Here is a 14,679-nt window from a genome sequence, read left to right as displayed (position 1 = left end):
CGTACAGGTCGGCGCGGCGGCATGACGTTGTTGCGCGGAACAACGTGGCGATCGGGCCGTCGCCCGCGCCGAGGCAAGCAAACCGGATGGCAGAAACTGCATCGCGCGCATGAAGCACTCCGTGTCGACGATGCGAACGACGCAGCAACCGGCATGCCGCATGCAGTCGGGAGGGGGCGCGGCTTGCGCGGCGACAGGTTTCCCGCGAGCGGGGAAAGGAGAAACGCGATGCAACCCGACCCCGGCGACGATCCGGCCGCCGCCCGGCATCGCGCGTATTTTCCATCGCAATCGACGCGGCGCCGTAGCGCACATAAAGCACATAGCGCACATCGCGCACGCAATGCACTTCACCCCGCGCCGTCCCCGCTTGCAAAAAAGACGCCCCGCGCGAGCGGGGCGTGTAGAAAGCGGATGCGCCGGCGAACCGGCGCCGCATCGTCGTGCGATCAGTGACGGTCGCGCGCGCGCGGATCGTTCAGTTCCTCGGTCGGGTCGGTCAGCCCTAGCTCGTCGCCGGCGCTCCAGTACGGCGCGCTGCCGTAGAACTCGTGCAGCGGCTCGGCCCATTGCGGATCGGCCATCGCCGGCCAGTGGTCCTTGTCGAACCCCGGCGCGTTGCGGATGCGCTCGGACGACACCGACAGCAGGAAGCATTTGCGTTCGGTGTCGAGCGTGAGCGCGCTCCACGGAATGGCGTGCAGCTTGTCGCCGATGCCGAGGATGCCGCCGCTCGACAGCACCGCATAGGCGATGCGGCCCGAGCGCACGTCGAGCATGATGTCCTTGATCTTGCCGACATCGTCGCCGTCGGTCGTATAGACCTTGTCGCCTTCCAGCGTATCGGCCGCCATCACGTCGGGGCCGGGGCCGGCCGCCGTTGCGGCGCCCTTGCCGATGATGCGGGTCTGACCTTGATCGGAAGTCTGCATGGTTTCCTCCAGTCTGCGTGGGGCGCGACGGTGCCCGGGGCGGGCCCTGCGGGTCGCGCGGGTAGCGTGCGGCGCGAGGATCGCGCCGTCACGTCTGCTTCGGTTGCGACACGCCTTCCAGCGTGTTCGCGACGTCGTCGCGTTCCGGGCCGGCCGAGCGCGTCGCGATGTCCGCGAGCGACAGCATGCCGACCAGCCGCTTGTCGTGATCGACGACGGGCAGGCGGCGCAGCTGCGCGTCGGCCATGTAGTGCTGGATCTCGTCGAGCGAATCGTCGTCGAAGCACCATTCGATCGGGCCCGATGCGACCTCGTGGATCCGCGTTTCCGGCGGCTTGCCGGCCGAGATCGCGCGCACCGCGAGATCGCGGTCCGTCACCATCCCGATCAGCCGGTTGTTGTCGCACACGGGCAGCGCGCCGATGTCGTAGCGCTCCATCAGTTGCGCGGCATGACGGATCGAGTCGGTCGGCGCGATGCGCACGACGTCCTGCGACATGATTTCGTTGACGCGATGCATGACTTCCTCCTTGCAGGTGGGTTCGGTGAATTCGTCGGCGGATGCCGCAAGCCGCGTGCCTTCCTGCACGCGCGGGTCGCTCGGGTACGTCACGCGCCGTCGTCGCGTTCGCGCGGGCTCCGCCACGGCCCTTCGTCGTGCGTGCCGGGCGGCGTGTCCGGTTCGATCCGCGTGACGCCGCCGGTCGCCGGCGGGTCGCTGGCCGGAAACGTGTCCTCGAGCTGCTTGTCGATATGGCGTTCCGAATGGCGCGTGCGCGCGCGGTCCTGGTGCTTCAGCGGCGGCGTCGGGTCGGGATGCCGCTCGTGGGCCGGCGTGTCGCGGCCGGGCCGGGTCGAATCCTTCATCGCGTGGCTCCGTATCGGTGACGAGGAGCCGGGCGTGCCGCAACGGCCGTGCCCGGCTCGCGGACGCGGCACACGACTTGCCGTATCGACTGCGATGACGACGCGCGGCCCGACCGGTGCCTGGCGTGCGCATTTCGAGCGGAGGCACGATGACGATTCCGAAACGACGACCAGGCGTGCGTTATGAGATCAACGTATGCGGCGGCGGATTCGATTCGGTGAAGAGCCATTTCAACGAATGGAAACACGAACCGCTGATCTACCGGCCCGAGCGCCGGATGTTCGAAGGCAAGGCCGACGTGCGGCCGCTGGGCGACGAGACGTTCGGTTCGACCGAACCAGCGCGTTTCGCGCTGCAGCGCGCGTGCGAGCCGTCCGATTCGTATGCGCTGGCGGCATGCGTGAAGGACAACGGCCGCGAGCTGTGGCTCGTGATGGCCGCGTACGACGTATAACGAGGTGCTTGAAAGATTTGCAGCGAACGGTGTAGCGAAGGCACGACGCGTCGCATGGGGCCGCGCGTGTTCGCGCCGGCGCCCGCATGCGGGCGTCGCGACTGGACGGCATGCGCATTGCGGGACTTCCGTATCCAGTCACGACCGCCGCACACGATGCCGATCCGAACCCGCCCCGATGGAATGCCGATGAAACACGATCCCGCGCAATGGCTGCAGCGGCCCATCCCGCCGTTTCCCGACCTCGAGCCGGATCCCGACGACCCCGATCCCGGCGGTTTGCCGCCCGACCTGCCCGAACCGTACCGGCAACCGGCGGGCGATCCGCCCGGGACCGCGCCGCCCGAGCGCGAACCGCCGTCGCGGCAGCCTCCCGTGCATGCGCCGTCGGTCGGCGGGATAACGCGACTGCATGCGGAGGCACGGCGATGAGCGTCCGCGTGAAACCCGGCGTGCTGCGCGAGATCGCCGAGACGCTCGGCCGCCATTTCGAAGCGCGCGCGATGCCGTTCCACATCGAGGAACGCCCGGCCGGTGCGTTGCATATCGGCTTTCGCGTCGACGGCCATCCGGCGTCGCTGTCGGTGTCGTTCGACGCCGACGCATTCGCCGCGCTCGAGCGGGCCGGCATCGACCGGCAGCGCGGCACGCTCGCGCGCGTCGCGGCCGAATTCGACACGATGATGGCGCGCCGCACGCCGACCGCCTATGCCGGCGATTTCCATTTCAACCGGCTCTGAGCCATCGATCCGACGGAGGTATTCGATGAACACGATCCAGACGATACGCGCGGGCGCCCTTGCGTTCGCCGCCGCGTGCGCGCTCGCTGCCTGCACGCAACCGACGAACGGCCCCTACGGTGCGCGCGGGGCGCCGCCCGCACCGCCGGACGGCCGTGGCGCGCAGTCGACCACGACGATGCCGGACGCGAATACGCGCTACGACACGCGTCCGTCGCCGGGCAACATGATGCCGCAGGGCGCGGCCGGCGGCGAACCGGCCGACGTGCCGCCGCCGGGGCCGAACGGTGCGCAGGGCGACCGGCCGTTGCCGGGCACGCCGCCGCCGATGCAGTACTGATCGGGCGTTTTCCGCGCATCACGCACGGCAGGCAGGCGAGGGCGTTCGGGGCACATCCGGACGCCCTTCCGGACGAGCGAATTGCGTGCCCCAAACTTGCCGCGGGCTTGTAAAAAAGCGGCCCGGGCCAGCGACGAAGCGGGGTGCGAACCCGCGAGAACCGCGAGGCGACGCGCTTCGCCAGATTGGCACGAAAGCTGCGTAAGTCGTGTAGACGACCTACCGCGAACCGAACAATCAGGAGGCTTTCGATGCCCGTCTCGCTTGCGTTGCAGATGCGACAGCATCTGGCACTTACGCCGAGGCTTCAGCAGTCGCTGCGGCTGCTGCAGTTGTCCTCGCTCGAATTTCAACAGGAATTGCGGCAGGCGCTCGACATGAACCCGTTTCTCGAAGACGGCCCGGGCGACGACGAAGCCGCCGACGGCGCGCCGGAGCAGCCGGCGGAAGCGGCCGCGCCCGAAGCGGCGCCCGAGCCCGAGGATGTCCGGCCGCCCGACGGCGAGGTGCCGCTGACGGCGGCACCCGCGCCGCACGGCACGAACCGCCAGGGCGACGATGCAGACGGCCTGTCGCCGGGCGAATGGATCGCCGCCGAACCGTCGCTGCATCAGCAGCTGCACGACGCGCTCAGGCTGTATCCGTTGAACAGGCACGATCGCGAGGCCGCGCGCATCGTGATCGACGCGCTCGACGACGACGGTTATCTGCGCCAGGAGCTCGCCGAGCTGCGGGCCGCGGCCGATCCGGCGCTGCTGCTGTCGGAGCAGGATCTCGCGATCGCGCTGCGGCTCGTGCAGATGCTCGACCGCCCGGGCATCGCGGCGCGTTCGCTGTCCGAATGCCTGGTGCTGCAGCTCGACGCGATTCCGGCCGGCACGCCGGCGCTCGCGGAAGCGAAGGCGATCGCGCACGAGCATCTCGAACGGCTCGCCCGCCGCGAGACGGCGGAGATCCAGCGGCGTCTCGGCTGCAACGCGCAGACGATGCACGCCGCCTGCGCGCTGGTGCGCGGGCTCGACCCGCGCCCCGGCAATCACTACGGCAGCACGCGCGGCGACTACGTGGTGCCCGACGTGATCGTGCGCCAGGTACGCGACGAATGGATCGTGACGATCAACCCGGCCGTGCTGCCGCGCGCGCGCCTGCACGAGCGCTACGCGACGCTGTTCGCGCAGTCGAGCGGCGAGCGCGATTCGCCGCTCGGCCAGCAGCTGCAGGAAGCGCGCTGGCTGATACGCAACGTGCAGAAGCGCTTCGACACCATCCAGCGCGTGGGCGAATGCATCGTCGAGCGGCAACGCGATTTCTTTCGTTACGGCGAGATCGCGATGAAGCCGCTCGTGCTGCGCGACATCGCGGAAGCGCTCGACCTGCATGAATCGACGGTGTCGCGCGCGACGGGCAACAAGTACATGGCCACGCCGCACGGCACGTTCGAGTTCAAGCATTTCTTCCCGCGCAAGCTCGAGGCGGCCGGCAAGGGCGTGTGCTCGGCGTCGGCGGCGAAGGTGCTGATCCGCGACATGATCGCGGCCGAGCGGCAAACCGAGCCGCTGTCCGACGTCGCGCTCACGGAGAACCTCGCGGGCCGCGGCATTCTTCTTGCGCGTCGTACGGTGACGAAGTATCGGCAGGCGATGAAGATTCCCGCGGCCGACCTGCGGCGTCGCGATGCCGCGTGACGTGACGGCTTGCCCGCCGAACCGATCTTCAACCGCGCGCGGCGCCGCCCGTCGTGTCGGCCCGCGCATCCATCCACGACAGGAGTGCAACCATGCCAGCAAAATCCCAGGCGCAGCAGCGTGCCGCAGGCGCGGCGCTGTCGGCCAAGCGCGGTGAAACGAAGATGAAGGATCTCAAACCGCCGGCGAAGTCGATGGCCGAGTCGATGAGCGAGAAAGAGCTCGAGAAAATGGCTGCCACGCCCGTGCGCGGCAAACCGAAACACAAGCACGATGCGTGACCGACGACGACGTTTGGTGACGACCGCTGTCATCCAGGAGGGTTCCATGCTTCGATACGCCATCATCTTCTTCATCATCGCGCTCGTCGCCGCCGTGTTCGGCTTCGGCGGCATCGCGGCCGGCGCGGCCGAGATCGCGAAGATCCTGTTCTACATCTTCGTCGTGATCTTCCTGGTCACGCTGCTGCTGGGCGTCGTGCGACGATGACTGCCGCGCCCGACCGGTCGCAGCGCGTGGCCGAACTCGAACACGCGCTCGCGATCGGCTTTCCGTCGCAGTCGACCGTCGTCGTGCATGCGGACGACGCATCCGGCGGCCTGACGATCCAGGTGTCGTGGGTGCGTGTGCCGTCCGACGAGGACGCGCGCGAATGGCGTTGCGCGGTCGACCTGCGGTTCGATCCCGACGTCGTCGATCGCTATGCATTGCTCGACGCGGCCGACCGGCTGCGCGTGCGCACGCGGTTGTGCGACCGCGCGCGGCGCGCGGTGGACGAACGCAAGCCGCGCGTCGAGGATGCCGCGATCGAATGCAGCGTGACGCTCGACGTGACACGCGCCGAATTCGACGCGGCGCTGGCCGCGCCCTGATTTCACAGCCGGCATCGCGGGCGCGATCGCGCCCGTCGTACCGGTTTTCGCTGCCGTCCGCATGCCCGCGCCGCGGCGCGGCGGTTTGCGTGGCGGCTGCCCACCCGAATGCCACGAGGATCTTTCGATGACCCGTTCCACATCAGCCGGCAAGACCGCGCCCGCGCAGTCGACCGATAGCGCGAAGTCGCGCCAGCTCGACGAACACCGTTCGCGGCCCGACCACGAAGCGTTGCGCACCAACCAGGGCGTGCGGATCGCCGACAACCAGAACACGCTGCGCGGCGGTACGCGCGGCCCGTCGCTGCTCGAAGACTTCATCATGCGCGAGAAGATCACGCATTTCGATCACGAGCGCATTCCGGAGCGCGTGGTGCACGCGCGCGGCTCGGCCGCGCATGGCGTGTTCCGCGTCTACGAACCGATGGCCGACTTCACGAAGGCCGCGTTCCTGCAGGACCCGGCCGCCGAAACGCCGGTGTACGTGCGCTTCTCGACGGTGCAGGGCCCGCGCGGTTCGGCGGACACGGTGCGCGACGTACGCGGCTTCGCGGTGAAGTTCTATACGGAAGAGGGCAACTACGACCTCGTCGGCAACAACATGCCGGTGTTCTTCATCCAGGACGCGATCAAGTTTCCCGACTTCGTGCATGCGGTGAAGCCCGAGGCACCGAACGAGATGCCGACCGGCGCGTCCGCGCACGACACGTTCTGGGATTTCGTGTCGCTGGTGCCGGAGGCCACTCACATGGTGCTGTGGCTGATGTCGGACCGCGCGTTGCCCGCGAGCTTTCGCGCGATGGACGGCTTCGGCGTGCATACGTTCCGCTTCGTGAACGCGGACGGCGCCGAGCGTTTCGTGAAATTCCACTGGCGGCCCGTGAGCGGCGCGTATTCGCTGCTGTGGGACGAGGCGCAGCGGATTGCCGGCCACGATCCGGATTTCAACCGGCGTGACCTGTGGATGGCGATCGAGCGCGGCGACTATCCGGAGTTCGAGCTTGGCGTGCAGATGATCGATCCGGCCGATGCGGGCCAGTTCGACTTCGACCTGCTCGACCCGACCAAGCTCGTGCCGGAAGAGCGCGTGCCGGTGCGGCCGATCGGCCGGATGACGCTGAACCGCAATCCCGACAACTTCTTCGCGGAAACCGAGCAGGTCGCGTTTCACCCGGGCCATGTGGTGCCGGGCATCGATTTCACGAACGACCCGTTGTTGCAGGGGCGCCTGTTCTCGTACACCGATACGCAGCTGAGCCGGCTCGGCGGCCCGAACTTCCATGAGATCCCGATCAACCGGCCGGTGTGCCCGTTCGCGAACAACCAGCGCGATGCGATGCACCGGCAGACGATCAACGTCGGGCAGGCGTCCTACGAACCGAATTCGACGAGCGGCGGCTGGCCGCGCGAGACCCCGCCGGCGCCGTCGGGCGGCGGCTTCGAGACCGTGCACGAGCCGCTCGAAGGCGAGAAGGTACGCGTGCGAAGCGAATCGTTCGCCGATCATTTCTCGCAGGCCGCGCTGTTCTACCAGAGCATGACGGAGATCGAGCAACGGCATATCCGCGACGCGTACTGCTTCGAGCTGGGCAAGGTGACGCAGCCGCGGATTCGCGAGCGGGTGGTCAACGACATCATCGCGCGCTTCGACGCGGGGCTGGCCGCGCAGGTCGCCGAACGGCTCGGGCTGCCCGCACCGCACGCGGGCGCGACGCCTGCCGTCGCGCAGCGCTCGCCCGCGCTGAGCCTGATCGGCCGCTCGAAGCCCGGCATCCGCTCGCGCAAGATTGCGCTGATCGCGACGCCGGGTGCGAGCCAGGCGCTCGTCGAGCAGGTGCGCGACGCGCTGCAGGCCGCGCATGCGGTGCCGACGATCGTCGCGCCGACGCTCGCGCCGATCGGCAGCATCGTGCCGCAGGCGACGCTGGCCGGCATGCCGTCGGTGATGTTCGACGCGGTGTTCGTGTGCGGCGGCGACGGCGATGGCCGCGACCTCGCGCACAGCGCCGACGCGCGGCATTTCGTGCGCGAGGCGTTCAAGCACCTGAAGCCGATCGCGGCCGTCGGGTCGGGGCGGCAGCTGCTGAGCGCCGCGCATCTGCCGGACCCGGCCGAAGGCGTGTGCGTCGGGCAGGCCGTCGATCTCGACGCGATCCTGAATACGCTGTCCGACCACCTCGGCCGCCATCGCGTGTGGGCGCGCGAGCAGCAGGCCGCCGAGTTGCCGGCCTAGCGCCGCGCGATCATGGACATCGTCGTCGCGCTGTTCGGACAGGGCCGGATGCTCGGCCCCGGGCAGATGGCGCTGCGCGCGATCGTCGTGTCCCTGGTCGCGCTCGTGCTGATCCGCATCGCGGGGCGGCGCGCGTTCGGCCAGCGTTCGCCGTTCGACTACGTGGTCGGGATCCTGCTCGGCGCGATCCTGAGCCGCGCGGTGGTCGGTGCGTCGCCGTTCGTGGCGACCGTCGCGGCGTCGTTCGCGATCGCGCTGCTGCATCGCGCGATCGGCTGGGCCTGCGTGCGCTCGCGCCGGCTCGAGCGGCTGCTGGTGGGCGTCGAGCGCGAGGTGTATCGCAACGGCCGCTTCGACGACGCGCAGATGCGCGCCGCGCTGCTCACGCCGACCGACATCCGCGAAAGCGTGCGGCAGGCGCTCGGCGCGACCGACCTGTCCGACGTCGACGCGGCGATCCTGGAACGCAACGGCCACGTCAGCATCGTGCGGCGCAGCCGTTGCCGCAGGCCGTGACGTGCGCCGGACCACACACGCGGCAAGGAGGACCTCGATGGCACGGATGATCTGGAAAGGCGCGATCAGCTTCGGGCTCGTTCATGTGCCCGTGCAGCTGTTCCCGGCCACGCGTACCGTGAAGCCGTCGTTCCGGCTGCTCGACAGGCGCTCGATGGACCCGGTCGGCTACCGGCAGATCAACAAGCGCACCGGCAGGGAAGTCACGCGCGAGGACATCGTGCGCGGCTACGAGTACGAGAAGGAACGTTATGTCGTGCTGACCGACGACGAGATCCGCGCGGCGAACCCCGAATCGACGCAGACGGTCGACATCGTCACGTTCGTCGACGAAGGCGCGGTGTCGTTCCTGTATCTCGACACGCCGTATTACCTCGTGCCGGACCGCAAGGGCGAAAAGGTCTACGCGCTGCTGCGCGATGCGCTGAAGGACAGCGGCAAGATCGGCATCGCGCACGTCGTGATGCGCGACCGTCAGCATCTCGGCGCGCTGATCCCGGTCGGGCCGCTGCTCGCGCTCGACACGCTGCGCTGGCAGGAGGAGCTGCGCCCGCTCGACGAACTGTCGGTGCCGGCCGGCGACGCGAAGCGCGCGGGCGTCAGCGCGCGCGAACTCGCGATGGCGAAGAAGCTGATCGACGACATGTCGGGTTCGTGGACGCCGGACGAGTATCACGACACGTTTCGCGACGACATCCTCGACCTGGTCGAGCGCAAGGTGCGCGCGGGCCGGATCGAGGAGATCGAGGACCGGCCCGCGCAGACGGGGCGCGCGGCGTCCAACGTGGTCGACCTGACCGAATTGCTGAAACGCAGCCTGAAGGGCGGCAGTGCGCGGGCAGCCGATGCGGGCGACGAGGCGGGCGACGAAGCGGATGCCGGGGCGCCGGCATCTTCGCGTGCCGCCGGTGCGCGGCGCAAACCGGCTGCGAAAGCACCGGCGAAAGGGGGCGCGAAGGTTGCCGCAAAGGGGGCCGAGAAGGGGGCTGCGAAGGGGGCTGAAAAGGGCACCGCGAAGGCGCCCGCAAAACGCGCGGCCGCGAAGCACGGCACGGCCGTGGCGCACCCGGCGAAGAAGATCGCCGCGCGCCGCAAGCACGCCGCATGATCGCGCAACGGAGAACGACGCGATGGCCGCGAAACTCGACCCCTATCGCCGCAAACGCCGCTTCGATGCGACGCCGGAACCCGAGGGCGCGCACGGGCGGCGGCGCGCACCCGCCGAGGCGGACGCGAGGAAGTCGCGGCAGTCGCGGCAGGCGGGAACGTCCGCGCGCACGGCCCGGCCGCTGCGCTTCGTGATCCAGGAACACCACGCGAGGCGGCTGCACTACGACTTCCGTCTCGAGCTCGACGGCACGCTGAAATCGTGGGCCGTGCCGAAAGGGCCGAGCGTCGATCCGGCGGTGAAACGGCTGGCCGTGCACGTCGAGGATCATCCGCTCGAATACGCGTCGTTCGAAGGCGAGATTCCGGCCGGACATTACGGCGCGGGCTCGGTCGTCGTGTGGGACGAAGGAACGTGGACGCCCGACGGCGGCGTCGCGCAGGCACGCGCGGGCTACCGTGCCGGCAAGCTGACGTTCCGGCTCGACGGCGCGAAGCTGCACGGCGGCTGGGCGCTGGTGCGCAGCGGGCGGCAGCAGGGGCGCCAGGAGCAATGGCTGCTGATCAAGGAACGCGATGACGACGCGCGCGATGCGGCGGCATTCGATGTCGTCGCGCAGCGGCCGGGCAGCGTGCATGACGGGCACACGCAGGCCGCGCGCACGAAGGGGAACGGCGACAAGCCGCCCCCTGCGCGTGCCGCGCGGCGCGGCCACGGCAACGCGCCAGGCATGAGCGACGCGCCGCACGACGACGCGGGGAGGCCGTCGGCCGACCTGTCGCACGTGGACGGCGCCGTGCGTGCGGCGTTGCCCGAGTGCGTCGCGCCGCAACTCGCGACGCTGGTCGATGCGCCGCCCGCGCACGGCGACTGGCGCTACGAAGTGAAATTCGACGGTTACCGGATCCTCGCGCGGATCGCCGGTCGCGGCGCGCGGCGGCGCGTCACGCTGATGACGCGCGAAGGTCGCGACTGGACCGCGAAGCTGCGTGCGCCGCGCGATGCGCTCGCCGCACTCGAGGTCGACAACGCATGGCTCGACGGCGAGGCCGTCGTGCTCGGCGAGAACGGCCTGCCCGATTTCCAGGCGCTGCAGAACGCGCTCGGCGCGGGCCGCTCGGACGCGGTGACGCTGTTCGTGTTCGACCTGCTGTTTCTCGACGGATACGACCTGCGCGACGTGCCGCTCGCCACGCGTCGCGCGCTGCTCGAACCGCTGCTCGCCGGCAGCGATCCGTCCCGGCTGCGTTTTTCACCCGATCTCGGCGACGACGTCGTGCCGCTGATCGCGCACGCGTGCGACACGGGGCTCGAAGGGTTGATCGGCAAGCGCGCGGAGTCGCGTTATCGCGGCGGCCGCTCGCCCGCCTGGATCAAGCTGAAATGCCGGCGGCGGCAGGAGTTCGTGATCGGCGGCTACACCGAGCCGTCGGGCAGCCGGCACGGGTTCGGCGCGCTGCTGCTCGGCGTCCATGCGCCGGACGCGGGCGGCAAGCGGACACGCGGCACGCCGCCGTTGCGCTATGTCGGCCGCGTCGGCACCGGGTTCGACACGCGCCTGCTCGACCGGCTCGCGGCGATGCTGCGCAAGCATGAGCGCGACACGACGCCGTTCGGCCCGCCGCCGCGCGAACGGTCGCGCACACGCGTGCACTGGGTCGAGCCGACGCTCGTCGCCGAATGCGAATTCGCGGAATGGACGGGCGACGGGATCGTGCGGCAGGCGTCGTTCATCGCGCTGCGCGAAGACAAGCCGGCGCGGCAGATCGTCCGCGAAGTGCCGCGCCATACCGAATCGGAGACGACGATGGACGAACCCCACGCAGCGCACGGCAACCCGCATGACAACCACCCGCATGCACCGCATACCGATACCGGTCACGACCGCCGGCCGCGCGCGCGATCGCATGCGTCCACCGGCCGCGCGCACGGCGAACCCGGCGTCGATCACGTCGGCCGCGTGCGCATCACGCATCCCGATCGCGTGCTCGACCCGCGCAGCGGCACGCGCAAGATCGACCTCGCGCATTACTGGTTGTGGGTCGCGCCGTGGCTGCTGCCCGACCTGAAAGGCCGGCCCGTGTCGCTCGTGCGCGCGCCGGGCGACATCGCCGGCGAACTGTTCTTCCAGAAGCATGCGGAGCGCCGCGAAATCCCGTTCGTCAAGCAGCTCGAGGGACTCGATCCCGGCCACGGCCCGCTGCTGTCGATCGACAGCGTCGACGCGCTGCTCGGCGCCGCGCAGATGGGCACGATCGAGCTGCACACGTGGAACGCGCATGCGTCGAACATCGAGCGGCCCGACCGGATCGTGTTCGACCTCGATCCCGATCCGGCGCTGCCGTGGCGCGAGATGATCGACGCCGCGCAGATCGTGCGCGGGTTGCTGGACGAACTGGGGCTCGTGTCGTTCTGCAAGACGAGCGGCGGCAAGGGGCTGCATGTCGTCGTGCCGCTCACGCGGCATGCGGGCTGGGACGATGTGAAGGACTTCTCCCGCGCGGTCGCGCAGCACGTCGCGGCTACGCTGCCCGAGCGCTTCACCGCGACGATGGGGCCGCGCCACCGGCGCGGCAGGATCTTCGTCGACTACCTGCGCAACGGCCGCGGCGCGAGCACGATCGCCGCGTACTCGGTGCGTGCGCGGCCCGGCATGGGTGTGTCGGTGCCGCTCGAATGGGACGAGGTGCCCGCTACGACGGGCGGCGCGCAATGGACGATCGACACGCTCCGCGCACGGCTCGACGCGCTGAAACGCGATCCGTGGGAAGGCTATGCGCACACGCGCCAGCGCATCACGGCGTCGATGCGTGCGCGGCTCGGGGCGCCGACGTGAACCCGTCAGCGCCGATGCTGCAGCCGGTGATACCAGTTCATCAGCGGCGTCGCGGAGATCCCGTGCGCGATCACCGACGCCGACACGACGGCCAGCACCGGTGCCGCCAGCGAGCGCACCGCGCCGGACGGCGCGTGCTCGATCGCGAACAGCAGGTAGTAGAACGAGCCGATCCCGCGAATGCCGAACCATGCCATCAGCCGTCGCTGCGCCTGCGTCGCGCGCGAACCGGCGAGCGTGACCAGCACCGCGAGCGGTCGCACGACGACGAACAGCACGGCGGCCAGCGCGGCCGCCCCCCACGTGAGCAGCGGGCCCGGCAGCGTCGCGAGCACGCTGCCGACCATCGTCATCACGACGGCTTCCGCGATCCGTTCGAGTTCGATCGTGAATCCGAGCACCGATTCGGTCATGAACGCGTGCGCCTTCTCCGGGTGCTTCTCGGTGGCGACGACGTCTTCCGAATCGATCTGGCCGATCACTTCGCGTGGCTTGCGGTCGCCGCTCGCACGATGTTCGACGCGGCGCATCGCGACACCGGCCGCGAACGTCGCGATGAAACCGAACGTGTGCGCGAGCTGCGCGGCGCCGAACGACAGCACGATCAGCGCGAGCGCGAAGAAGCCTTCGAGGCCGAGCGCCTGCGCGTACTGGGTGCGCAGCCAGCCGATCAGTTTCGTCGTCACCCAGCCGAGGGCGCCGCCGATCGCGGCCGCGCCCGCGATGCCCCACAGCGCGACGAGCGCGAACGCGCCGGACAGCGGCGCGAGCCCGTAGGTCGCTTCGCGCGTGCCGCACAGTGCGAGCCCCGCGAGCGCGAACGGCAACGCGATACCGTCGTTCAACCCGCCTTCGCCGGACAGCGCGAAGCGCACGAGATCGCGATCGCCCGGGTCGTGCACCTGCACGTCGTGCGCGAGCACGGGGTCGGTCGGTGCGAGGATCGCCGCGAGCAGCAGCGCCGGGCCCCAGCCGAGCCCGAGCGCGAGTACCGCGCACGCGGCGAGCAGCGGCACGGTGACGATCATCGCGAGCAAGCCGAGGCGGCACGGCACGAGCCACAGCCGGTCGGTCAGCGGCACGCGCAGCCGCAGCCCGATCGCGAACAGCGACACGAGCAGCGCGATTTCGACGATTTCACGCAGCAGCGGCGCGTCGCGTTCGAGGTCGAGATGCAGCAGGCCGGCGCCGGCCGGGCCGAGCGCGACGCCGAGCACGAGATAGATCATCGCGGTGCTGCACGGCAGGTGGCGCAGCGCGGACGTCGCGACGCCCATGCCCAGCAGCACCGCGCCGATGATCAGGTACCAGAGCGTCTCATGCATGCGCGGGCTCGCGGCGGGCGGGGAAGGCGGACGCGCAAACGGTCAGGGCTTGCGGCCGAATGCTTCGCGCAGTTTGCGTTTCGCGCGTTCGAGTGTCGTGCGGCGCGTTTTCGGCAGATTGCGGCCCGCGCGGTTCACGTAGAAGTTCAGCATCGACATCGCCGACTGGAACGGCGACGCCTTGCGGCGGCGGCTGTGTTCGGCCGAACGCTTCAGCGACGCGGCGATCGCCGCCGGATCGTCGGACTTGAAGATGTCGGGCTCGATGTCGAGCGCATCGCTGCGTTGCGTGACTTCGCCGGACCAGCGCTTGCGGTGTGCCGGATCGGCGCTGCGGGCGCGGCCGGGACGGCGCGTGAGGCGCTTGCCGTGTGCGTGGGAAGCAGAAGCGGAAGGCATGTGACGGGGCTCCGTGTGGGATCGAGGGATGGGTCCTGCGGAGACGGGCGACGCAATCCGCGTGCCGCGCCGCGGGCGTGTGCGGATGTCGGCATGGGCATTGCTGGAAGGGCGTTGCGAAACGGAACGAGCAGGCATGCCCGTTACGGAATCATCACCAGGGAGAAAACGTCATGAAGCCAGCATTCGAATCGAAGTGTGTCGCGCGGCGCGTGCTCGCCGGTGCCGCCGTCGCGATCGTCGCGGCCGCGCCGGCCGCATGGGCGCAGAATTCGCAGCGCCCCGACGAAGGGACGGGCGCGCCCATTCCGTCGATGGACATGTCGACACCGGGCACCAACGGCAACACGGCCGCGCCGCCCCCGCCGGCC

The 14,679-nt window shown here is 69.8% G+C and carries 17 protein-coding genes and 1 pseudogene; 13 read left to right on the top strand and 5 right to left on the bottom strand.

All coding sequences use genetic code 11. The features are described 5' to 3' along the window. Positions 1-449 precede the first annotated feature (449 nt). The 3 genes from L810_RS25735 to L810_RS25725 all read right to left on the bottom strand — a co-directional run bounded on the left by L810_RS25735 (position 450) and on the right by L810_RS25725 (position 1,799). Positions 450-932 carry a PRC-barrel domain-containing protein gene (locus L810_RS25735; RefSeq protein WP_021161233.1) on the bottom strand — a complete coding sequence of 161 codons (483 nt, stop codon included), beginning with the start codon at positions 930-932 and terminating at the stop codon, positions 450-452. 88 nt (positions 933-1,020) lie between these two features. Continuing rightward, a complete protein-coding gene (locus tag L810_RS25730) occupies positions 1,021-1,452 on the bottom strand; it encodes a CBS domain-containing protein (protein ID WP_042976181.1) in 432 nt (143 codons plus the stop codon). A gap of 89 nt (positions 1,453-1,541) precedes the next feature. Beyond that, positions 1,542-1,799: a hypothetical protein gene (locus L810_RS25725; RefSeq protein ID WP_021161231.1), complete on the bottom strand. Its 258-nt coding sequence runs from the start codon at positions 1,797-1,799 to the stop codon at positions 1,542-1,544. A gap of 149 nt (positions 1,800-1,948) precedes the next feature. On the opposite strand from L810_RS25725, the gene L810_RS25720 reads away from it, so the two are divergent. The 12 genes from L810_RS25720 to ligD all read left to right on the top strand — a co-directional run bounded on the left by L810_RS25720 (position 1,949) and on the right by ligD (position 12,584). Next, positions 1,949-2,254: a hypothetical protein gene (locus tag L810_RS25720; RefSeq protein ID WP_021161230.1), complete on the top strand. Its 306-nt coding sequence runs from the start codon at positions 1,949-1,951 to the stop codon at positions 2,252-2,254. 189 nt (positions 2,255-2,443) lie between these two features. Then, entirely contained in the window at positions 2,444-2,686 is a 243-nt protein-coding gene (locus L810_RS25715; RefSeq protein WP_042976180.1) for a hypothetical protein, read from the top strand. Further along, on the top strand, positions 2,683-2,994 hold the full coding sequence (locus L810_RS25710) for a hypothetical protein (RefSeq protein WP_021161228.1): 312 nt from the start codon (positions 2,683-2,685) through the stop codon (positions 2,992-2,994). Before L810_RS25715 ends, L810_RS25710 begins: the two co-directional genes overlap by 4 nt. Before the next feature lie 25 nt (positions 2,995-3,019). Further along, on the top strand, positions 3,020-3,334 hold the full coding sequence (locus tag L810_RS25705) for a hypothetical protein (RefSeq protein ID WP_021161227.1): 315 nt from the start codon (positions 3,020-3,022) through the stop codon (positions 3,332-3,334). Positions 3,335-3,585: 251 nt separating this feature from the next. Then, positions 3,586-5,019, top strand: coding sequence for an RNA polymerase factor sigma-54 (gene rpoN, locus L810_RS25700; RefSeq protein WP_021161226.1), 1,434 nt, complete (start codon positions 3,586-3,588; stop codon positions 5,017-5,019). A 92-nt stretch (positions 5,020-5,111) separates the two neighbouring features. Continuing rightward, entirely contained in the window at positions 5,112-5,300 is a 189-nt protein-coding gene (locus tag L810_RS25695; protein ID WP_021161225.1) for a DUF3008 family protein, read from the top strand. 46 nt (positions 5,301-5,346) lie between these two features. Next, a complete protein-coding gene (locus L810_RS45645) occupies positions 5,347-5,508 on the top strand; it encodes a DUF1328 domain-containing protein (RefSeq protein WP_021161224.1) in 162 nt (53 codons plus the stop codon). Then, complete coding sequence (locus tag L810_RS25685) at positions 5,505-5,891, top strand: DUF3022 domain-containing protein (RefSeq protein WP_021161223.1); 387 nt, start codon at positions 5,505-5,507, stop codon at positions 5,889-5,891. Before L810_RS45645 ends, L810_RS25685 begins: the two co-directional genes overlap by 4 nt. Positions 5,892-6,018: 127 nt before the next feature. Then, complete coding sequence (gene katE, locus L810_RS25680) at positions 6,019-8,124, top strand: catalase HPII (protein WP_021161222.1); 2,106 nt, start codon at positions 6,019-6,021, stop codon at positions 8,122-8,124. 12 nt (positions 8,125-8,136) lie between these two features. After that, positions 8,137-8,640 (top strand): DUF421 domain-containing protein, encoded by a 504-nt coding sequence (locus L810_RS25675; RefSeq protein ID WP_021161221.1) that lies wholly within the window; start codon positions 8,137-8,139, stop codon positions 8,638-8,640. A 37-nt stretch (positions 8,641-8,677) separates the two neighbouring features. Next, positions 8,678-9,748: a non-homologous end joining protein Ku gene (gene ku / locus L810_RS25670; RefSeq protein ID WP_021161220.1), complete on the top strand. Its 1,071-nt coding sequence runs from the start codon at positions 8,678-8,680 to the stop codon at positions 9,746-9,748. Between the two features lie 22 nt (positions 9,749-9,770). Further along, positions 9,771-12,584, top strand: a complete 2,814-nt coding sequence (gene ligD / locus L810_RS25665) for a DNA ligase D (RefSeq protein ID WP_021161219.1) — start codon at positions 9,771-9,773, stop codon at positions 12,582-12,584. A gap of 5 nt (positions 12,585-12,589) precedes the next feature. On the opposite strand, the gene L810_RS25660 is transcribed toward ligD, so the two are convergent. Together L810_RS25660 and L810_RS25655 are read right to left on the bottom strand one after the other, a co-directional pair. Then, on the bottom strand, positions 12,590-13,909 hold the full coding sequence (locus L810_RS25660; RefSeq protein ID WP_021161218.1) for a cation:proton antiporter domain-containing protein: 1,320 nt from the start codon (positions 13,907-13,909) through the stop codon (positions 12,590-12,592). Positions 13,910-13,951: 42 nt separating this feature from the next. Continuing rightward, a complete protein-coding gene (locus L810_RS25655; protein WP_021161217.1) occupies positions 13,952-14,308 on the bottom strand; it encodes a DUF3175 domain-containing protein in 357 nt (118 codons plus the stop codon). A gap of 173 nt (positions 14,309-14,481) precedes the next feature. Here L810_RS25655 and L810_RS25650 point away from each other — a divergent pair. Continuing rightward, a pseudogene (locus tag L810_RS25650) lies at positions 14,482-14,679 on the top strand (hypothetical protein); the annotation flags it as partial.

The sequence above is a fragment of the Burkholderia sp. AU4i genome, from assembly GCF_000466765.1.
Lineage (GTDB): Bacteria > Pseudomonadota > Gammaproteobacteria > Burkholderiales > Burkholderiaceae > Burkholderia > Burkholderia cepacia.
Note: the sequence above shows the minus strand (reverse complement) of the source record. Positions and strands in the feature narration are given on the sequence as shown.

Bases quoted from the DNA above. Each gene is read 5' to 3' on its own strand.
- L810_RS25735 (WP_021161233.1), bottom strand. From the start codon at position 932: ATGCAGACTTCCGATCAAGGTCAGACCCGCATCATCGGCAAGGGCGCC.
- L810_RS25730 (WP_042976181.1), bottom strand. From the start codon at position 1,452: ATGCATCGCGTCAACGAAATCATGTCGCAGGACGTCGTGCGCATCGCG.
- L810_RS25725 (WP_021161231.1), bottom strand. From the start codon at position 1,799: ATGAAGGATTCGACCCGGCCCGGCCGCGACACGCCGGCCCACGAGCGG.
- L810_RS25720 (WP_021161230.1), top strand. From the start codon at position 1,949: ATGACGATTCCGAAACGACGACCAGGCGTGCGTTATGAGATCAACGTA.
- L810_RS25715 (WP_042976180.1), top strand. From the start codon at position 2,444: ATGAAACACGATCCCGCGCAATGGCTGCAGCGGCCCATCCCGCCGTTT.
- L810_RS25710 (WP_021161228.1), top strand. From the start codon at position 2,683: ATGAGCGTCCGCGTGAAACCCGGCGTGCTGCGCGAGATCGCCGAGACG.
- L810_RS25705 (WP_021161227.1), top strand. From the start codon at position 3,020: ATGAACACGATCCAGACGATACGCGCGGGCGCCCTTGCGTTCGCCGCC.
- rpoN (WP_021161226.1), top strand. From the start codon at position 3,586: ATGCCCGTCTCGCTTGCGTTGCAGATGCGACAGCATCTGGCACTTACG.
- L810_RS25695 (WP_021161225.1), top strand. From the start codon at position 5,112: ATGCCAGCAAAATCCCAGGCGCAGCAGCGTGCCGCAGGCGCGGCGCTG.
- L810_RS45645 (WP_021161224.1), top strand. From the start codon at position 5,347: ATGCTTCGATACGCCATCATCTTCTTCATCATCGCGCTCGTCGCCGCC.
- L810_RS25685 (WP_021161223.1), top strand. From the start codon at position 5,505: ATGACTGCCGCGCCCGACCGGTCGCAGCGCGTGGCCGAACTCGAACAC.
- katE (WP_021161222.1), top strand. From the start codon at position 6,019: ATGACCCGTTCCACATCAGCCGGCAAGACCGCGCCCGCGCAGTCGACC.
- L810_RS25675 (WP_021161221.1), top strand. From the start codon at position 8,137: ATGGACATCGTCGTCGCGCTGTTCGGACAGGGCCGGATGCTCGGCCCC.
- ku (WP_021161220.1), top strand. From the start codon at position 8,678: ATGGCACGGATGATCTGGAAAGGCGCGATCAGCTTCGGGCTCGTTCAT.
- ligD (WP_021161219.1), top strand. From the start codon at position 9,771: ATGGCCGCGAAACTCGACCCCTATCGCCGCAAACGCCGCTTCGATGCG.
- L810_RS25660 (WP_021161218.1), bottom strand. From the start codon at position 13,909: ATGCATGAGACGCTCTGGTACCTGATCATCGGCGCGGTGCTGCTGGGC.
- L810_RS25655 (WP_021161217.1), bottom strand. From the start codon at position 14,308: ATGCCTTCCGCTTCTGCTTCCCACGCACACGGCAAGCGCCTCACGCGC.